Origin of the sequence: uncultured Merdimonas sp., assembly GCF_963929015.1 — a bacterium.
GTDB lineage: Bacteria > Bacillota > Clostridia > Lachnospirales > Lachnospiraceae > Merdimonas.
This window is the reverse complement of sequence record NZ_CAWVHE010000013.1, coordinates 362,534-379,443: the sequence shown is the minus strand read 5'-3', so window position 1 is coordinate 379,443 and position 16,910 is coordinate 362,534. Positions and strand designations below refer to the sequence as shown.

Sequence of the window (16,910 nt, the reverse complement as noted above, 5' to 3'; positions counted from 1 at the left end):
GAAGTTATGCAAGAATATGAAGAATACAAAAAACAGCTGCAGGAACATATTTTGGAATATCTCCCCAGGGAATTTCAGGGAGCAGCCGTTTCGTTTCAAACAGTTACAAAAGAATGGGGGGAAGAAGAGGGGATCATTATCCAAACGCCCTGGCATAATTCGGCGCCCATCATTTACCTGCAGGACTGGTATCAGAGATACCGGGAGACCGGGGATCTGGAAGAGACGATCCAGGGGATTGCTGACATGAGGGTATTCCTTTTTGAACGCGAAAACGGTTTACAAAGAATCATCGAGGAGCAGAAGCTGACGGATTATGAGCAGATTAAGGACCAGATCTTTCCCATGGTGATTCATTCGGAAATACAGAAAGAATATTTGGAGAATAATCATCTGGTTTACCGGGATCTGATGGATCTGGCTGTGATCTATAAAGTGAAGGTTGCAGAGTTTGGAGGTGACCGGGGATGGATGCCTGTTACAGAAAGACTGTTGGAGACTTATCAGGTTACGGAGGAGGAACTTTATGCACAGAGCATGGAAAACATGCACCGGGAAAGTAAGATCCATACCATGGTGATAGCAAATGGAAATGAAAAGGAAATGTTCTTTGATCCAATGTTTGCAGATGTGCAGCCGGAAGAGTGGAAGGATTATCTGGACAAAAGCCTGATGATGGTAAGAGATATGTCGCTTCCGGGCGGAGCAGGGGTGCTGTGTAACCAGGAAGTTCTCCAGAAACTGGCGGAGGCTGCGGGGGAAGACCTGATCATCATTCCCAGCAGCGTGGAGGAGATCCTTGTTCTCCGTGCGGATGATGGGTTCAGCTCACTTTCCCTGGATACTATGATTCAGAGTGTAAACAGTACGGATGTTTTGCCGGGACAGGTATTGAGCGACCATGCTTATTATTATTCCAGGCAGGAACAGGAACTGATGACATTTTCGGAATATGAAGAACGAAGGATGGAACAAAACCCCTTACAGGAATATTTAAGGCGGTCAAGTGCGAGAAGGTTCTCGCCGCTGGATCTGGAACGGTAGTGGATAAACAGATAGCTGAAATAGTACCAAAAAATAATCTGGAAAGTGGAAAGTATGGCAAAAAATAATAAGAGGAAGCGTTCGGGGACACAGATTCTGTTTCTGAACCGGTGGCTGTCAAAAATAATAGTGATTTTTACGATATGTATCCTGGTAGATCTGGTGTTGTTTTTGCTTGCTGCAGTATGGTATCAATCTGTTGATCGACCTTCCAGATTGGTTAAACGATATGGATCATCCGAAAAGTTATATCGGAATCAGAAATGTGCTTCCTGATCCCGAACAGATCCGGGAATATCCGGTAATCAGGTGGATTTACCTAGGAATGGCCGTGGTGCTTTTGATTTCTAATGGCTGTATGGTCTATCGGATGAGGGTGGCATATTCCGAAGATACGCTGAACCAGGGGCAGAAAGGGGATTCACAATGGACGACAAACAAGGAAATTAAGCAACAGTACAAGGCAATTCCGGACAGGGATAAAAATTTTCCGGGAAGAGGAGGCATGATTATTTCCCGGATGGGAAAAAAGCTTTATATCGATGAAAGCCCGGCCAATAACCTTATCATTGGTCTTACCAGATCCGGCAAGGGAGAAATGTTCGCTGTACCAAGTGTGGATGTATATTCAAGGGCAGAAATACAGGCATCTATGGTGATTTTGGATCCTAAGATGGAACATTACAAGATGTCCAGACGAACCTTGGAAAGAAGAGGATATCTGGTGTACTTCCTCAACCTGGATGATCCGCTGCATTCTATGGGTTACAACTCATTGGAAGTGGTGGTGGAAGAATATCTTAAGAAGCATTTCGCAGAAGCGGAGCTTCTGGCACAGTCATTAAGCTATTCCTTCTTCCATCCGGATAAACCTACAGGCAATGAAGAGTTCTGGAATGATCTGGCAGCTTCACTTTTGACGGCCCTGATCTTGGCACATATAGAAGACTGCACAAAGGAAGATGAACGGATCAATGGAATCCGTTTTCGGAATTGGAAGAAAAAGAGAGAAACTTGGGAAACATTAAAAGAGGAAGAGAAAGAACGGATTCGGGAAAAATGCCGGCAAAAAGACGGGAAAGATCTGGTGACGGATCCGGAGATCCAATCCCTGCCCTCGGAAGTAGCGTTCAAATATCTGGAAGAAAATCGTAAAAAAATTAACTTTTATTCCATCATCAACACATTTACAGAGCTGGCTAGAAAGCAGAATCCAAAAAATCCGAACCTAACCGCGCTGGACACTTACTTTAATCAACGACCGATGTTGGATCGGGCAAAAATGAAATATGCCAGTGCAGAAATTGCAGGAGACCGAACAAAAACAAGTATTTTTACAACAATGATGAACAAAATGACAATTTTTCACCTATGAGAATGTTGCAAAAATGACAGCGGAAAGCTCGCTGAAGCTGGAAGATGTCGGATTTGGAGAAAAGCCGGTCGCCGTATTCATCGGTACGCCTGACTATGATCAATCGCTTCATTTTCTTGCGACTGCGTTTATCCGACAACTGGTATTTACGTTGGAAAAGCGGGCAACGAGAAGCAAGAGCGGAAAGTGTGACCGTCCGGTAAAGTTTATCTGTGACGAAATTGGTAATTTTCCACCGATTGAAAACATGAGAAATATCATTACCGTATGTCCCGGACGGGATATCACGTTTGACTTGTATATTCAGGATATTGTACAGATGAAAAAGCTATACGGAGATGATTGGGAAACGATCAAGGGAAACTGCGGGAATCATATTTATATTCTGTCGAATAATGACAATACTGCAGAAGAATTTTCTAAGAATCTGGGATCGGAAACGATCCTTTCTGCACAGCGATCCGGGAATAAGCTGGGAATAGATAAGAATTTTATGGAAATTCCTGAAGAGCGGCGTCTGCTGAACATGAACCAGCTGCAGGAACTGCGGCAGGGAGAATGTGTTGTAAAACGGGTCATGAAGCGGACGGACCTGAAAGGGCGTCCGATACGGCCAACACCCATTTTTAACTCCATTGATAGCGGAAAGCGGATGCTGTTCCGGCATGAATACCTGACAGATACTTTTCCCGATCCGGACGGGATCGATATTCATGATGTTAATACGGAAGATAGAAGTGATATTGATCATAGAGAAAGGGTCTGGGATTTTCAGATTTCTTTTCAGCAGATCATGGAAGAAACCAGAGGAACAGCCAGGAAGGAGCAGAGGCTTAAGGACCTGGCAAATGCGGAAACGATCCGGGATCTGCTAAGAAAATATCTTGCAGATCCGGAATGGGACATGATCAAGGATATGGATATCAGTATTTCTAGGCTCATCGACCTGGTGGAAAAAAGCAGCATGAAAGAGACGGAAAAAAGAAGTGCTGTCAGCCTTATTGAATTAAGCGCAGCGTAAGGAGCAGATGAATGAAAACAGGAAAGAGAATCTATGGCAAGAAAAATAAAAATCGAAAAGTAAAAATCATTCTGGCAATACCTGTATTACTGTGCAGCATCCTTTTTTCAGGGAAAGTATTGGCTGCAGACGCTGTTGTTAATGTCCTGGTCGAGAATCGGGACTTGTTCCACTGCAATAACATTGTGTCAACATTTTTTCGGTGGCTGGGCTGGGGAGTGATTAAGGGCCTTGCCTTTTTGGCCGCACTTTGTGCGGATCTGTTTGACAAGGTGTTTACATTGCTGGACTTTACGGAATGGGGACCGGTACGGGAATATATCGGCTCCTTCCGGCCGATTTTTATCGGTCTGGTCTGCCTGTCTCTATTAGTGATGGGAGTTCTTCTCATTTTTAACTATGAGAAGAAGCCAAAGATCATGATCAATATCTGCCTGGCTGTTCTGATCGTGTCATCTTCCACTTATCTGATATCTACGATGAACAGTTTCCTGGCAACAGACCTCAGAAATGCGGTTGTTACGGGAAACGATGAACAGGAGATCCAGGATATCGTGTATGACATGGTGGGATCCTCTTTTTATGATCTTATCTATCTGGATGACCACATCAGCGGCGGGCTGATGAATGTAACCCAGGACAACCGTCTGATCTATGACAATTTATCCGAGGAAGATATGGATCTGATTGATATTAATGAGATCGTAAAGGAAGACGATGTCAGGTCGGAATCGGAAAACCTGGTTACGCACCGGATCTTTTACAAAAAAGGAGATCTGGACGTTAAGGAGATCTATAACGGGATTGCCTGGACAGATCTCCTGAACGAGTATTACTACCGGTACAGCGTGGAATGGATCGTGGCCATTTTGGGACTTTGTTCTTTGATCCTGGTGTTTTTCTTCCTGTCCTACAAGGTGGTGCGGATCCTGTACGAGATCGTGATCCATCAGCTGATAGCGTATCTGTATTCGGCCAATCTAAATAATAGCCAGAAGCTGTTAAAGATCCTGGATTCCGTGAAAGACAGCTACATCACCCTGATTCTGGTGATGGTCTGTATGAAGATATACCTGTTGGCGTTCCGGTTTGTCAATACCCTTGGCTGGGGACAATTCGTAAAATGTCTGGTTTTATTATTTATCGCTTTTGCGGTGATTGATGGACCGAATATCATACAGAAGCTGACAGGGGTGGATGCCGGATTATCTTCGGGTCTTGGAAAAGTAATTGCAGGGACACAGCTTGCTCGGATGATTGGAACGAGTCTGCCAAGGGGGGCGGGACTTAAAAGTCTGTTAGCAGGATCCGGAAATGAAAGCTCTGCAGGAAATGTCAGCACGGTTTCTGATGGACAAAAGACAAATCTGAATCAGAATGTGGCTGGGGCCAGTGATGAGTCAACGCAGACGCCACCGGAATCAGATGGAGGAAATTCATCACAGTCCAGCATGCAACAGACAGACCAGTCCGTACAGAATGAGCAGCAAACACGGAATGAGCAGCAAGCACAAAATGACCAGCAAGTACAAAACGATCAGTCAGAAATGGCAGATCAGCATGAAAATACATACAATGATCTGGCGGACAGCCAGGACGTAGTCCAGGCCGTAGATCAGGATGAATATGTCCAACAGGATCTGTCCGGCAGTCCGGAAAACCAGTGGAAAACGGAAGAAGGAGAGAAAGAAACTACACAGGCAGGAGGAAAAGACGCTGCAGCGAAATCAGAAGCGGACAGCCAGGCATCTGTACCGGAAGGATCCGGATATGAGGATGGCCGGGATCTGAAAGCGGATGGAAGTGAAGGTGCGTACAGTGCGGCTGACGCAAAGGAATACAGGGACAGCATTGCGGATGATCTTAATGGAAAAGACCCTCTTACGATGGAAGTAAACAATGGTGTGGAAAACATGAAAAAAATGGATGCGGATCTGCAGGAAGAAAAACGGGAAGATCAAATCCGGATGCCGGAGCATCAGGAAGAGCCGCTTCGTGGAAAAGGCAGGCTCCTGCAGACAGAAGGAACAGAGGAGGAGAAGCATCGTGCAGGGGACGTTCATGTAACATTAAAAAAGATGCCGGGAAGACCGCCGGAGCGCGGTCAGGTAAAAATTACTCTGGAGCCGTTTGCAGAAAGCCATAAACAAAAGAATCCATCCGGGGATGAAAAGTAAAGGAGGGTAAACAAATTGACACAAGAGATGCAAGAGCGAGAACTGGACTGGAAGCAGGAGAAAAGCCGTAGTTTTTCACACCAATCCTTAACAGATCTTGTGCGTGTGTATGGTGTGTGCGGGTTGATCGGCAGAGAAGGGGAACAAAAAGAGGAATCGTTTCCCCATATTGTCAAAAACCTAATCCGGGAAATGGAAGAACAGGAAGTGGAAGCGTGCCTGCCAGGAAGAAACCAGTCAGTCAGGCGGCATCAGGATCCTGTTCGGATTTTCCGGGGATCAAACACCGGTCAGCAGTTTAGAAAATCGAATCCGGATCCTGGTGGATGGGGGATGGTTGTCAGATAGCTGTTTCCGGAAAAGACGCTGGGATCGAAAGCCAGGGATGTGGGACAGTGATTGTAACCAGCGGGATAAACACCAGGATCCAATCTCTCGGATCACGGGTTCAGATCGGAAGCAGCGGAGAGGCTGTCAAGATCATCAGCTCCGGGGAACATGCCTGGATCTGGTCATCCGGGAGTGACGCCAGGATCAGCGGGGAAGCGGATTTCGTTCAGATCCGATCCTCTGGAGAACATGTCCGGATTGATAATACGGGAAACTTTTCCAGGATCATCAGCTCCGGAGAAGACGCCTGGATCAAAAACAGCGGATACTCCTGCAGGATGAAAAGCGAAGGGAAAAGAGCCCGGATCACAAATTTCGGAGAAAATGTATGGATCGAGTGTTCCGGGGAAGGATCCATCATTTGCGGATTGGGAATGGGTTCTTTTGTAAAAGCTGCAAGGGGGAGCTGGATCACACTGGCGGAATGGGAGTATTCCAGGGAAGAAAATAGAATGATTCTTACTCAGGTAAAGACGGGGCGTGTCGATAACATAACGCTCCGGGAAGGTGTTTATTACACCTTAAAACAGGGGGTATTCACAGAAAAAAAGATGGGACCATGGATCCCGGGATGTACAGGAAGGAGAGGAACAGGAATGAGATATCTGGTGAGCCAAGAGATCAAATCAGAAACAAAGGTTGGAAAAAGCGTCTATCTTTTTGATCTGTTTTTTTATGGTCGTTTACTGCAGTGTCTCTCTGGTGCTTTCCAATGCGGTGCATGCTTCCCTAGTTGTACCCTTTTTAATCTTCTCCCTGGCGGTTGCGTTTTGTCTGACGATGAAAAGCCAGGGAAACAGGCGGCGGCGGAACTATGAGAGCATCTGTATTTATTTTAGGCGGGATGATGAGGTCTACCGGCCGGTTATCAATATCAGCAAGGCAAGAGAACGGCAGGGATCCGGAGACGACAAGGAAGATGCGTTTTACGAGTACATGTGAGGAGGTGCTGCATACATGGCACAATATATAATCTTTGGGATAGTTTCCTGTATCATTTTACTGGCTTTGTTTTTTCTGATTCCGAATTGTGGGAAGAAAAACCCAGCCGAAGGGAATGAACCGGAAGGGAAGAAGAAAAAGAGAAACGAAAACGGATAGGAATACAGCAGATCTGATTGGAATGGAATATCTTCCGGAAAATCATTGCTTTCGGAGAAAAAATAATACATACATGGATTTTCTGCAAGTGACCACAAAGGATCTGGTCAATGCGTCCGCAGATGAGGTGGAATATGACTGCCTTAAGTTCGCAAAAATGTACAAGCTTTATGCGGATGATCTGAAAGTGATTGCCCTTAATTTTCCGTGTGATACTAAAAAACAACAGGAACATATCAGACGAAAAATGAAAAAGACCACGAATCCCTTGTATTTGGAGGCATTAAAGGCGGATCTAAGGGAGCTGTCCTGGCTGGAAAAACACAACACTACCCGCGAATTTTATTTTATGATCTTTGCGGATTCCCTGGAAAATCTGGAAAAGAATCGCAGAACGATCAAAGCAAATCTTTCGACAGGCCGGGATGGACTGGTTGATGATATCCCGGATGAGAAGAAAGAACAGATTATGACTCGGATGAACAATAAGAACCTTTTGATGAGGACAGCGTGAGGTGCAAGATGAGAAAGTGGAAAAAAGAAAAGGAAGATAAAGAGAAGCTGAAAAAAGCAGAAGCTGGGATACGATCCTTATCTCATGGAAAGGATCCAGCCCCAGGGCGGAAATCTGCTTTAGGGATCCTAAATTCATACTAACGGGAACCGGGTACGAGACCTGCCTGCATATCTATGAATTTCCCAGGCATTTGAATGATTTCTGGATGTCCAAGGTATGCAACATCAACAATACAGTGGTAACGGTGGATCTTTCTACGGACAATGTGATTGAGGTGAAAAAGAATATCAACCGATCCATCAAAGAGCAGGGTTACCGGATCTCGGAAGCAAGGAACCATGCGGAACTTTATGATGCCAGACAAAGGATCAAAGAGATGGAACGGCTGTATGATGAGATCAGCTCCATGGGAGAAGTGATCAAGCTGGTCCATGTAAGGATCTTTGTAGCAGATCAGTCCTTTGCACAGTTGGAGGAAAAGATCAAAAATATTTCCAAAGCCCTGGAAGGCGATGGGTTCAAAGCTGCGGTGTATCTTAACGAGGGCAAAGCAGAATGGTTGTCCATGTATAAACCGTATCATGAACAGGCCCAGGAGCTGTTTTTTACCTATGGACAGCCGCTGGTGTCCAATGCCATGGCTGCAGGAAATCCTTACCATTTTTCCAGCCTGGAAGATCCCACCGGATGTTTTCTGGGAAAGACGCCGTGTGGTGGGAATGTTCTGTTTGATGAATTTACTAAAACAAGTACGCGGCTACATTACAATTCCCTGGTGATCGGCACCATGGGTTCCGGAAAGTCCACGCTTTTAAAGAAGCGGTTTAAAGCTAATGCGGTGCGAGGAAACTATATCCGGACATTTGATATATCCGGAGAATTTGAACGCCTGACCAAAACCTACGGCGGCAAAGTGATTAAGCTGGATGGGACAAATGGGATCCTGAACCCCCTGGAGATCTTGAAAGGGGATGAGAACGAAGGAATCAGTTTCACAAGGCATATTTCAAAGGTATCTACGATTTACAAGTTTCTAACAGAAGGACAAGCGGATACCCAGGAAATCATTACGTTTGAAGAACTCTTAAGAGAGTTGTATCAGCAATTTGGCATGGAGCTTAGGAATGGAAAAGTAACCAGCCAGGTGACCGGCCTGCCGGCGGAAAAATATCCGACCTTTTCAGACATGCTGCAATACATAGACAGAAAAATGGAGCGGATCCGGGAAGAGACTTACGATGAAGTCACGCTGTCTATTGTGAAAAAGAATATGGAACGGATCGATAAAATCCGCCGGGTTATCCAGAATATCGTACATACCTACGGATCTTTATTTGACGGACATACATCTATAGACAATATCCTGGATGAGCAGATCGTAACTTTCGATATTTCCACGATCAAAGAGATGAAGGCGTCTGTTTTTGACGCCCAGATCTTCAACATGGTTTCCTTATGCTGGGATAACTGTGTGACGAACGGGCGTTTAATGATGAAACGGTATTCGCTGCCTTCAGACCATCCGGACCATGTTGCTTTTGAGGATGCCACCAAATTTCTGCTGATCATTGATGAATCCCATCGCTGGATCAATACAAGAAAACGATATGCGCTGGAATCTATCACGATCTACCTGCGGGAAGCAAGAAAATATTTTGGAGGGATTATGCTGGCCAGCCAATCCATCCGGGACTATGTACCAGAGGGATCCGGAGCGGAAGAGATTGATGATCTGAAAAAGATTTTCGAGCTGACGCAGTACAAATTTATATTTCATCAGGAAACAAATGTGTTGGGGCTGTTTGACAAGGTATTTGAAAACACCCTGACCAGCAGCCAGCGGGACAGAATCCCGAAGCTGCAGGTAGGGGAAACCATTCTTTGCATCGCCTCCGACCGCAATCTTGAGCTAAAAATTCATCTGACCAAACAGGACAATCTGATGTTCCAGGGTGGTGTATAAAAAGGAAGATCACACATGAGAGGATTGAAATTATTCATACCGGGGATCATTGCCACAGTGTTGATTCTTGCTTTGACGGCCGGAGCGGCCATGCAGATGATTACTGCTGTAATGGCGGTGGTCGGCGGGGAGGAAGAACAGACAAGAAGCGATTTGTCACTGGATGGGCTACCCCCATTCATTACAATTGAAATGGTTGAAACACTTTTGGAGATGCAGGATACCTACGGTCATCCGGTCAGCAGTGGTCTGGCACAGATCATTGTAGAGAGCGGATTTGGAAGATATGGTCCCCACGGGGAAACAGGACAAGGGCTTTCCAGACTTGCTTATGAACAGAAGAACCTTTTCGGGATCAAATACCATCGTAGCGATCAATACGCAATAGGATCGTACAATTACAGCACAGGCGAGCAGGATCCGGCAGGAAACTCCTACGACATAGTGGCTGGATTTTCCGTTTACAGAAGCCATGCTGACTGCATCAGGCAACGGGCAGTAATGCTGGAAAAGGCTCCGTACATCGCGAATATTCAACCGTATAAGAAGACAGGAGGCCAGTATTCCCAGGCTATGGCCGATCAGTTTATTGCGGCCATCCGGGAATCAGGATGGGCAACATCTGTCACTTATGTAGAGCATTGCACATCCGTAATGCGGACCTATCAGTTATACAGGTTTGACAACCTGACCCTGGAACAATTTCAAAATTCTCAGGATATTGGTCAGGGCGGAGCAGGGACTGGGGCCGGCCAGGAATACGCATCAGCTACAGCTGCACAGAGGCATGTCGTTGATGTCGCGTATCAGACCCGCTTTGCGGGAGATGGCTTGTGTGCCACCTGGGTCTCTCGTGTTTTTGCAAATGCAGGGCAGCCTTACCCATACGGAAACGCGAACAGCTTCAATATGAGCCGGGAAAGCGGTGGTCTGAAGGTGGGGATGGTTATCTGCGTACAACATTCAGGACCAAGACCCAGCTCATGGAATTATGGACACATTGGAATATATATCGGGGACGGGAAAGTGTTTCATAATGAGTCTTCCCGTACGGGAAATCAAAGCAATGGATGCACCATCACAGAGCTGTCAGCTTGGAAAGCAACATATGAATATCAGTGTACCGCTTATTACGGATGGGTCAATGGGATCGATCTGTCTGCAAGATAGAGGGAGGATTTGAGATGGATAAGAAAAAATTAGGGATTGTATTGATCTTGCTTGCTGTGATCATTGCTGCAGTCTATCTTTTGATGCACTGCTTTTATGAGAAGAAAGCGCCGGAAGCAAAGAAAGAGCCGGCCATCCTGGAACAGGAGCCTGATTTGTCAGAACCGGAGTTAAATGTGAAAAATGACGAAGAAGAGGAGAAGATTTTTGAGATCAGGATCCCGGATGCCTATCTGGAAATCCTGGATATGGATGAGGACGGGCTGCGGAATGAGATTGAGTCCTGGACCAGGGAAAACCAGGATTATGGCATGGCTACCGGAGCAGAATTCCAGGATTACTGTGAACTGGATCCGGTAGAAAACAAATATTCCTTCCTGTTCCGGACAATAACCGGGGACGATGGATATCCAGAAGAGGCGAAAATGCTGGTGTTGGATTATTACAAAAATGATGGGAAAATATGGATTCACCCGTAACAGAGGAGGTTATCAATATGACAAAAGAGGCAAAAAAGGTCTATTTTTACTGCGGAAATGAAGAACGGCAATATCTGAAAGAAAGAGCGTTCCAGGCATGGGGAAATAAAGGATATGTGGTGGATCAGATGGAAGAAGCGGATCAGATCTTTATTGTAAGATCCACTATCGGACAAGAGCAGGTTGAAGATCTGGAAGAAGTAATCCGGATGGCGGAATCCAAAGGATTGCATGTACAGGAAGTGGATCTGGATCTGATCAATAAAGATATCTATGAAAAGATCTATGAAATGTTATACAGAGAGTCATTTAGGGAAAAAAGGAAACCAAAGTTGCGGAGTAGAAAAGTATGAAAACACAAAACAACAAACAGGGCAGGGAAAAGAAAAAACATAAAAATGTATTTGCGGTTCTGTTTATTACCATCTTTCTTTCTGGATACACCTTATTTTTCACATCTAAAATCTGGATGCCGACTACAGGGGATGCGGAGCGACTTACCAGGTTAAACGAAGACATACAGTGGGAAAACAGAACCATTAAGATCATTCGTTGGGAGTATAGTGAAAATCAGCAGCGGATGGAAGTGGAGCTGGATCTTTCCGACCGGTCGTTTGAAGGCCTTGAGGGATATGAGTATTCCGCAATGGAAACCAATGCCGGAATGTTACCAGTAACACCGGTTTTGGAAGATATGGACTGGATCATTCTGCAGATCGATGATGTCCCGAAACGTTTTTCGGAAATATCTTTGCGGATCCAGGAAAAGGATGCGGGCGAAGAAAGCGGAACCATGATTCGGATGTACACAAACATCAACGATGTGGATCGTGTAGAAACCCTGGAACGGAAAGACCGGTCGGAATACCTGGTTGAAAAATATCAGTTACAGGTTCAGGGATACCAGGAAGAGATAAAAAAAATCAATAAGAGAATCAGTGAATCAGAAAAACGGATCCGCAACATTGAAGCGGAGATCCTGCAGCTGCAGGAAAAGGAAACCTATCAGACAGAAAAACAGATTCAGGAAACGGAATCTGTAATAGAAGACGCCAAAAACGAGATCTTATCAGAAGAAGAGCATATTGCCAACGACCAGGCAGAGGCTGCGGAAGTAAAGGAGCGGATCCGGAATACAAGAGATCAGATCCGGAATCTGAAGGAACAGACGGAAAAGAAAGCTCAAAAGAGCAAAAACTAATATCTGCATTAAGGAGGGGAGGAAATGGGTAAAAAACAGCTGTATGATTGGATTAAAGCAGAGATACGTATTGAGGATTACGCCCGGGAGCTTGGGTTTACTGTAGTGCGGCGTGGAAGGTATTATTCCTTGAAGGAACATGATTCCGTCATGATCGATCCGGTGAAAAACTGTTTTTACAGAAATTCTGTGCCGGGAAGAGGAAGAGCGATTGGAAAAGGAGGATCGGTGATTGATTTTGCCTTAGAATTTACGGATCAGAATCTTCATGAGATCCTGAAAGATTTTTCAAACAGAGTTTACAGAAATGCGGAAGAACTTCCTAAGTTTCACGCGGCGAAAGCTCTAAATCGGTTACTGAAAGACACGGAGCATCCGGTTTCTTTACGGCTGCCGGCAAAAGGGAAAAATATGCACCGTGTCTACGCGTATTTGATCAAAACACGGAAGATCAGCCGGAATATCGTGCAGGACCTGGTGGATAGAAAGCAGCTTTACGAAGACGAAAAGGGGAACTGCGTATTCGTAGGTTATGACCGGAAGGAACCGGAAAAACCAGTCTTTGCATGCCTGCGGGGGACAAGATCAGATTTTTCTTTTTATGGAGATGTGGCAGGCTGTGACTATGACCAGTGTTTTCATGTTGATAACAAATCCCCCAAACTAATAATTACAGAAAGCGTCATAGACGCCATGTCGTTGATGACGCTTCAGGAAGCGGATCAGATGTGGAAAAAATATGACTATCTTGCCCTGTCAGGAGTCGGGAAGCTGGAAGCGATCAGATCCTTCCTGAAAAAGACGGAGTTGGAAGAGATCCGGATCGCATTTGATCAGGATGAGGGCGGACGGAAGGCTGCGGGGATCCTGAAGCAACTGATCCAGACGGAACGGCCGGAGGTTCAGGTCTACTTGGATCTTCCGCTCGGAGAAGGGAAAGACTGGAACGATATTTTAAAGAAGGAGAAAATATCATGATCATATTTGTTGGAAAAGAAGAAAAAGGGTATTTTGTGACAGAGGTTGCAAAGAAGCTCGGATGGGAGACAAAATTTATTACGCCAGCTTTGACAATAGATTCGCAGGCAGGAGAGATTCTGGCTTGTTCTGATTGCAGCCATATTGTTTACGACGTTGAGCAGTACACAGATCCGGCTGATGTGATCGCCGATGTGATCCGGCGGATTCAGATTGCAAACAATGCGGTTCCGGTCATCTATGCACCGGGATATCCGGAACAGTCAGAAATCCTTCGGATGCTGCGGTTTCAGGGCGTTAAGCATTTTATTTCCGGAGTCTACCAGGATGAAAAGAAGGAAGCCTTGGAAAAGGCCATTGCAGGGATCCTGGAGCCTCTGGAAGAAAATGATCGGATGCCGGCAGAGAAGCTGGAAGGAGAAGTAAAGTACGAGGCGGATCCGAAGACGGGGAAACAGGAAATTACAAGTATCGGCATTGCCGGCGTCCTTTCACGGATCGGGACAACCACCCAGGCAATCCAGATTGTAAAATACCTGCTCTACAACGGTTATAAAGCCTGCTACATTCAGATGAACCAGCACGGCTGGGTTGAGGAGCTGGCAGAAGCATACGAAGGAGTGGAGGAGGATAAAGAGCTTGGAAGGGTCACTTATCAGGAAGTGGATCTATATTACAAGCTTGATAAACTTCCGGAAGTTATGAAACTATCTTACGACTTCTTTGTTTATGATTATGGAGTATACCGAGAGCGGGAGTTCAACAAGGTTTCTTTCCTTGAAAAAAGTATGCGTATTTTTGTTGTCGGGACAAAGCCTGGCGAATTTATGAAAACTTATGAGCTGATCGAAAACCATTTTTACAATCATGTGTTTTATGTTTTCAACTTTATACCATTCGATCAGGAGGAACGGGAAGACATTTATGATCTGATGACAGGAAAGGAAGAGTATACGTTTATCGCAGATGACTGCAGGGATCCATTCCGATTTAATGGATCTGAAATGTACGAAAAGATGCTTCCATTGCATCCGGCAGCAAAGAGAACAGGAAAGAAAAGAAAAAAAACAGGTTTTTTTACAAAAGGCCGGAAAGATAAACGGGTGGGAAAATGAGTAAATACAAGAAAAGGCTGGTCCAAGAAGTTATAGATAAAAAGGCGTTTGAAGCGAAGCAAGAGCAGCTGAAAGAAAAATACCAGGTTGCAGAAGAGAATAAGATCATTGTTGAAAAGTCAAACATGATTAAATTCCTGATCCGCACTGCAGGAGCGGTAGTACGAGTGTGCGCCGGGGGCGCTGTGTTGATCCTTGCTGCAGTCGGAATCCTGGCGCTCATTTATCCGGGACCAAGAAGAGAGATGCTGCTGATTGGCCAGGAAATCCTGGAAGAATTACTTGTATTTATTTCTTAAATGTAGTAGATAGCAAGGCCGAATGGCCTGCTATAGATGTAACTGTCATATTACACACATGTATCACACGCAACCAGAAAACAAGGCTTTATTCCCCGGCGTCAGCCGGGGAGAAAGGGGGCGTGTTGAAAGAACAGGACAAGAAAGGAAAAGGAAAACCCCCATGGATCGGTTAGTAAATTTAAAGCTGCAGGAACTCCGGAAGGAATACGAAGCATACCGGGGATACCTGAAGGAAACATACGGATGGAAGAATAAAACAATTGATGACACAGGGCTTCTGCTCCTGGCATTATCTAATTCCATCCGGCATTATCGGATAAAAAATCAGAAAAGCAGAGAAAGACAGGAACGAAAAAACAGCGACTGCAAGGACCGAAATGGAACAGGCGCCTAAGCTTGAGGGAGCCGGCGCCTGCAATAATAAAGGTTTAACAAATCGCATCCAGGGCAGCAAAGTGATCAGCATTAAGCCTGACACTGTGAGACAACCTGAACCGCTTACATTTATATTAGCGATAAGAACGAGCATTGTCAATAAAAAGAGAAAAAGAGGTGAAAAAAGTGAGGATCAAATACAGCAAGCTATCACAGCTGAAGAATCTGACAAACCGTGAAATGGATCTGTTCCTTTACCTGGCCAGATATCAGAATCTTGCTGGCCAAGTGGTTGGTGTTCATAACCGGGCGGTCTGCAGATCAACAGGAATGTGCAAGCAGTCCTTTTACACCTCTCTTTATTCTCTTGCGGAAAAGGGAGTTATTTCCTATGCGAAAAACACAGAGATAGATTATGATGTCCAGATCACAGATAACGATTTTTCCTATCCGGAAGCGTTCCGGGAAGGATATGTGAACCTTCATCGGGCAGTTTTTCACCAGGATATCTTTAAAAAGCTTAAAGCAAACGAAAAATACATGCTGTTCGAGTTTTTAAAGCGTACCCACGAAAACTCCAGCAGCTACAAGGTAAGAACCTATAGGTTCTATGATATTTTTACGGAGCTTCTCGGTGTAACGGGACGAGTAATCCGTTGTTATCTTCATACACTTCGTCATTTCTTTTCCGTTGGGATAAAAAATGGGATCTACTATATTACCTATAAACATTCCGTATTTCACAGGAAAGAGAAAAAGGGAGTGGAAGACACAGAATTTCAATATTTTGTCGAGGTTCAATGTAGAAGAGAGCGGATCCGGGAATGGAAAGAAGAAGAAGTCGCAAATACATCCTGGCTGCTGAAACAATACCGTCCTGTTGTGCAGCTTCAAGAATTAAAGCAGCTCCTCAAGGAAGCCGTCCACAAGAGCGTTACAGGGGTGGAAGCTGACTGTAGGACACTGAATAGTCGCTATATACATACTATTCTTAAAACACTTATCTAAACCTTCTGAAGGATTTAAAGATTCAGAAGGTCTGTTCCATGACCCTTTCTTTTTCTTTTTCCCTAAAAAACAATAGAAAAAAACAGAAGGTGGCGTCATAAGAATGTTACAGTTTGAAAAAGCAGCTGTGCCTGGGCTTTCCCAGGATTTTTTATTGCTTTTTATAGTCTAATTTCATGCGTAAAAAAAGAAAAGAGGTCTAAATTCTTTCCGTTACAAAAAGACAGAAGTCCAGGATTGCTGTAAAAAAGTAGAAATACAGTCCAAAATTGATCCGCCGAAAAGAAAGGATACTATTGATAAAATACAGGCTTTCAAAGCATCTGAAAAGTAAGCATATTATTCCTAATATTATATTTACTCTGATATATATTCAATCTTTTTAAAATATTAAAATTTCCCTGGGAAGAGCTTGTATCATAAATAAAAAGAGTCAGACAAAGAAATGCTAAATGTTAAATCGATAAAAAAGAAAAATGAAGCCTGTGAAGAAAAGTCTGTAAATAGGATTCTTCTTTACAGGCTCGCTTCATTTATGTATGCCGGATTCTGGGACAGACTATATTGGACGGTGTGAGGCCTACTCAAAGGACGACACCTTGTTAGATTACCGAGCAATCGGAATCGGAGCGTAAAAATACCCCGGGGCTTTACGGCTCCGGGGTGATTTTTATTTGCGATTTGCCTCGTAGAT

General features: G+C 44.7%; 19 protein-coding genes. All 19 read left to right on the top strand.

What is annotated here, in order from left to right:
- Positions 1 to 6: 6 nt before the first annotated feature.
- The 19 genes from ABGT54_RS08935 to ABGT54_RS08845 all read left to right on the top strand — a co-directional run bounded on the left by ABGT54_RS08935 (position 7) and on the right by ABGT54_RS08845 (position 16,216).
- Positions 7 to 1,044 (top strand): DUF5688 family protein, encoded by a 1,038-nt coding sequence (locus ABGT54_RS08935; protein WP_346663771.1) that lies wholly within the window; start codon positions 7 to 9, stop codon positions 1,042 to 1,044.
- A 175-nt stretch (positions 1,045 to 1,219) separates the two neighbouring features.
- Positions 1,220 to 2,419, top strand: a complete 1,200-nt coding sequence (locus ABGT54_RS08930) for a type IV secretory system conjugative DNA transfer family protein (RefSeq protein ID WP_346663770.1) — start codon at positions 1,220 to 1,222, stop codon at positions 2,417 to 2,419.
- Positions 2,420 to 2,432: 13 nt separating this feature from the next.
- Positions 2,433 to 3,440: a type IV secretory system conjugative DNA transfer family protein gene (locus ABGT54_RS08925; protein WP_346663769.1), complete on the top strand. Its 1,008-nt coding sequence runs from the start codon at positions 2,433 to 2,435 to the stop codon at positions 3,438 to 3,440.
- Between the two features lie 11 nt (positions 3,441 to 3,451).
- Positions 3,452 to 5,617: a pLS20_p028 family conjugation system transmembrane protein gene (locus tag ABGT54_RS08920; protein ID WP_346663768.1), complete on the top strand. Its 2,166-nt coding sequence runs from the start codon at positions 3,452 to 3,454 to the stop codon at positions 5,615 to 5,617.
- 15 nt (positions 5,618 to 5,632) lie between these two features.
- Positions 5,633 to 5,965 carry a hypothetical protein gene (locus tag ABGT54_RS08915; RefSeq protein WP_346663767.1) on the top strand — a complete coding sequence of 111 codons (333 nt, stop codon included), beginning with the start codon at positions 5,633 to 5,635 and terminating at the stop codon, positions 5,963 to 5,965.
- Positions 5,944 to 6,825, top strand: coding sequence for a hypothetical protein (locus ABGT54_RS08910; protein ID WP_346663974.1), 882 nt, complete (start codon positions 5,944 to 5,946; stop codon positions 6,823 to 6,825). The genes ABGT54_RS08915 and ABGT54_RS08910 overlap by 22 nt, the downstream gene beginning before the upstream one ends.
- Positions 6,710 to 6,949, top strand: a complete 240-nt coding sequence (locus ABGT54_RS08905; protein ID WP_346663966.1) for a DUF5592 family protein — start codon at positions 6,710 to 6,712, stop codon at positions 6,947 to 6,949. The genes ABGT54_RS08910 and ABGT54_RS08905 overlap by 116 nt, the downstream gene beginning before the upstream one ends.
- Positions 6,950 to 7,181: 232 nt before the next feature.
- Entirely contained in the window at positions 7,182 to 7,622 is a 441-nt protein-coding gene (locus tag ABGT54_RS08900; protein ID WP_346663766.1) for a hypothetical protein, read from the top strand.
- A gap of 8 nt (positions 7,623 to 7,630) precedes the next feature.
- On the top strand, positions 7,631 to 7,765 hold the full coding sequence (locus ABGT54_RS08895) for a hypothetical protein (RefSeq protein WP_346663765.1): 135 nt from the start codon (positions 7,631 to 7,633) through the stop codon (positions 7,763 to 7,765).
- A gap of 65 nt (positions 7,766 to 7,830) precedes the next feature.
- Positions 7,831 to 9,588 carry a hypothetical protein gene (locus ABGT54_RS08890; protein ID WP_346663764.1) on the top strand — a complete coding sequence of 586 codons (1,758 nt, stop codon included), beginning with the start codon at positions 7,831 to 7,833 and terminating at the stop codon, positions 9,586 to 9,588.
- Positions 9,589 to 9,603: 15 nt separating this feature from the next.
- Positions 9,604 to 10,758, top strand: coding sequence for a glucosaminidase domain-containing protein (locus ABGT54_RS08885; protein WP_346663763.1), 1,155 nt, complete (start codon positions 9,604 to 9,606; stop codon positions 10,756 to 10,758).
- 14 nt (positions 10,759 to 10,772) lie between these two features.
- On the top strand, positions 10,773 to 11,237 hold the full coding sequence (locus ABGT54_RS08880) for a hypothetical protein (RefSeq protein ID WP_346663762.1): 465 nt from the start codon (positions 10,773 to 10,775) through the stop codon (positions 11,235 to 11,237).
- Positions 11,238 to 11,254: 17 nt separating this feature from the next.
- A complete protein-coding gene (locus ABGT54_RS08875; RefSeq protein WP_346663761.1) occupies positions 11,255 to 11,590 on the top strand; it encodes a hypothetical protein in 336 nt (111 codons plus the stop codon).
- A complete protein-coding gene (locus ABGT54_RS08870) occupies positions 11,587 to 12,438 on the top strand; it encodes a hypothetical protein (protein WP_346663760.1) in 852 nt (283 codons plus the stop codon). Before ABGT54_RS08875 ends, ABGT54_RS08870 begins: the two co-directional genes overlap by 4 nt.
- A gap of 24 nt (positions 12,439 to 12,462) precedes the next feature.
- Positions 12,463 to 13,416: a DUF3991 and TOPRIM domain-containing protein gene (locus ABGT54_RS08865; protein WP_346663759.1), complete on the top strand. Its 954-nt coding sequence runs from the start codon at positions 12,463 to 12,465 to the stop codon at positions 13,414 to 13,416.
- Complete coding sequence (locus tag ABGT54_RS08860) at positions 13,413 to 14,531, top strand: hypothetical protein (protein WP_346663758.1); 1,119 nt, start codon at positions 13,413 to 13,415, stop codon at positions 14,529 to 14,531. Before ABGT54_RS08865 ends, ABGT54_RS08860 begins: the two co-directional genes overlap by 4 nt.
- The gene (locus tag ABGT54_RS08855) at positions 14,528 to 14,830 is read left to right on the top strand and encodes a hypothetical protein (protein ID WP_346663757.1); all 303 of its coding nucleotides are present in this window, start codon (positions 14,528 to 14,530) and stop codon (positions 14,828 to 14,830) included. The genes ABGT54_RS08860 and ABGT54_RS08855 overlap by 4 nt, the downstream gene beginning before the upstream one ends.
- 163 nt (positions 14,831 to 14,993) lie before the next feature.
- Complete coding sequence (locus tag ABGT54_RS08850; protein ID WP_346663756.1) at positions 14,994 to 15,227, top strand: hypothetical protein; 234 nt, start codon at positions 14,994 to 14,996, stop codon at positions 15,225 to 15,227.
- Between the two features lie 158 nt (positions 15,228 to 15,385).
- Positions 15,386 to 16,216 (top strand): hypothetical protein, encoded by an 831-nt coding sequence (locus tag ABGT54_RS08845; RefSeq protein WP_346663755.1) that lies wholly within the window; start codon positions 15,386 to 15,388, stop codon positions 16,214 to 16,216.
- Positions 16,217 to 16,910: the final 694 nt, after the last annotated feature.

Excerpts from the sequence above, each read along its gene's own strand:
- ABGT54_RS08875 (WP_346663761.1), top strand. The coding sequence starts at position 11,255 with ATGACAAAAGAGGCAAAAAAGGTCTATTTTTACTGCGGAAATGAAGAA.
- ABGT54_RS08920 (WP_346663768.1), top strand. The coding sequence starts at position 3,452 with ATGAAAACAGGAAAGAGAATCTATGGCAAGAAAAATAAAAATCGAAAA.
- ABGT54_RS08900 (WP_346663766.1), top strand. The coding sequence starts at position 7,182 with ATGGATTTTCTGCAAGTGACCACAAAGGATCTGGTCAATGCGTCCGCA.
- ABGT54_RS08860 (WP_346663758.1), top strand. The coding sequence starts at position 13,413 with ATGATCATATTTGTTGGAAAAGAAGAAAAAGGGTATTTTGTGACAGAG.
- ABGT54_RS08935 (WP_346663771.1), top strand. The coding sequence starts at position 7 with ATGCAAGAATATGAAGAATACAAAAAACAGCTGCAGGAACATATTTTG.
- ABGT54_RS08880 (WP_346663762.1), top strand. The coding sequence starts at position 10,773 with ATGGATAAGAAAAAATTAGGGATTGTATTGATCTTGCTTGCTGTGATC.
- ABGT54_RS08855 (WP_346663757.1), top strand. The coding sequence starts at position 14,528 with ATGAGTAAATACAAGAAAAGGCTGGTCCAAGAAGTTATAGATAAAAAG.
- ABGT54_RS08870 (WP_346663760.1), top strand. The coding sequence starts at position 11,587 with ATGAAAACACAAAACAACAAACAGGGCAGGGAAAAGAAAAAACATAAA.
- ABGT54_RS08925 (WP_346663769.1), top strand. The coding sequence starts at position 2,433 with ATGACAGCGGAAAGCTCGCTGAAGCTGGAAGATGTCGGATTTGGAGAA.
- ABGT54_RS08910 (WP_346663974.1), top strand. The coding sequence starts at position 5,944 with ATGGGGGATGGTTGTCAGATAGCTGTTTCCGGAAAAGACGCTGGGATC.
- ABGT54_RS08865 (WP_346663759.1), top strand. The coding sequence starts at position 12,463 with ATGGGTAAAAAACAGCTGTATGATTGGATTAAAGCAGAGATACGTATT.
- ABGT54_RS08850 (WP_346663756.1), top strand. The coding sequence starts at position 14,994 with ATGGATCGGTTAGTAAATTTAAAGCTGCAGGAACTCCGGAAGGAATAC.
- ABGT54_RS08885 (WP_346663763.1), top strand. The coding sequence starts at position 9,604 with ATGAGAGGATTGAAATTATTCATACCGGGGATCATTGCCACAGTGTTG.
- ABGT54_RS08890 (WP_346663764.1), top strand. The coding sequence starts at position 7,831 with ATGTCCAAGGTATGCAACATCAACAATACAGTGGTAACGGTGGATCTT.
- ABGT54_RS08895 (WP_346663765.1), top strand. The coding sequence starts at position 7,631 with ATGAGAAAGTGGAAAAAAGAAAAGGAAGATAAAGAGAAGCTGAAAAAA.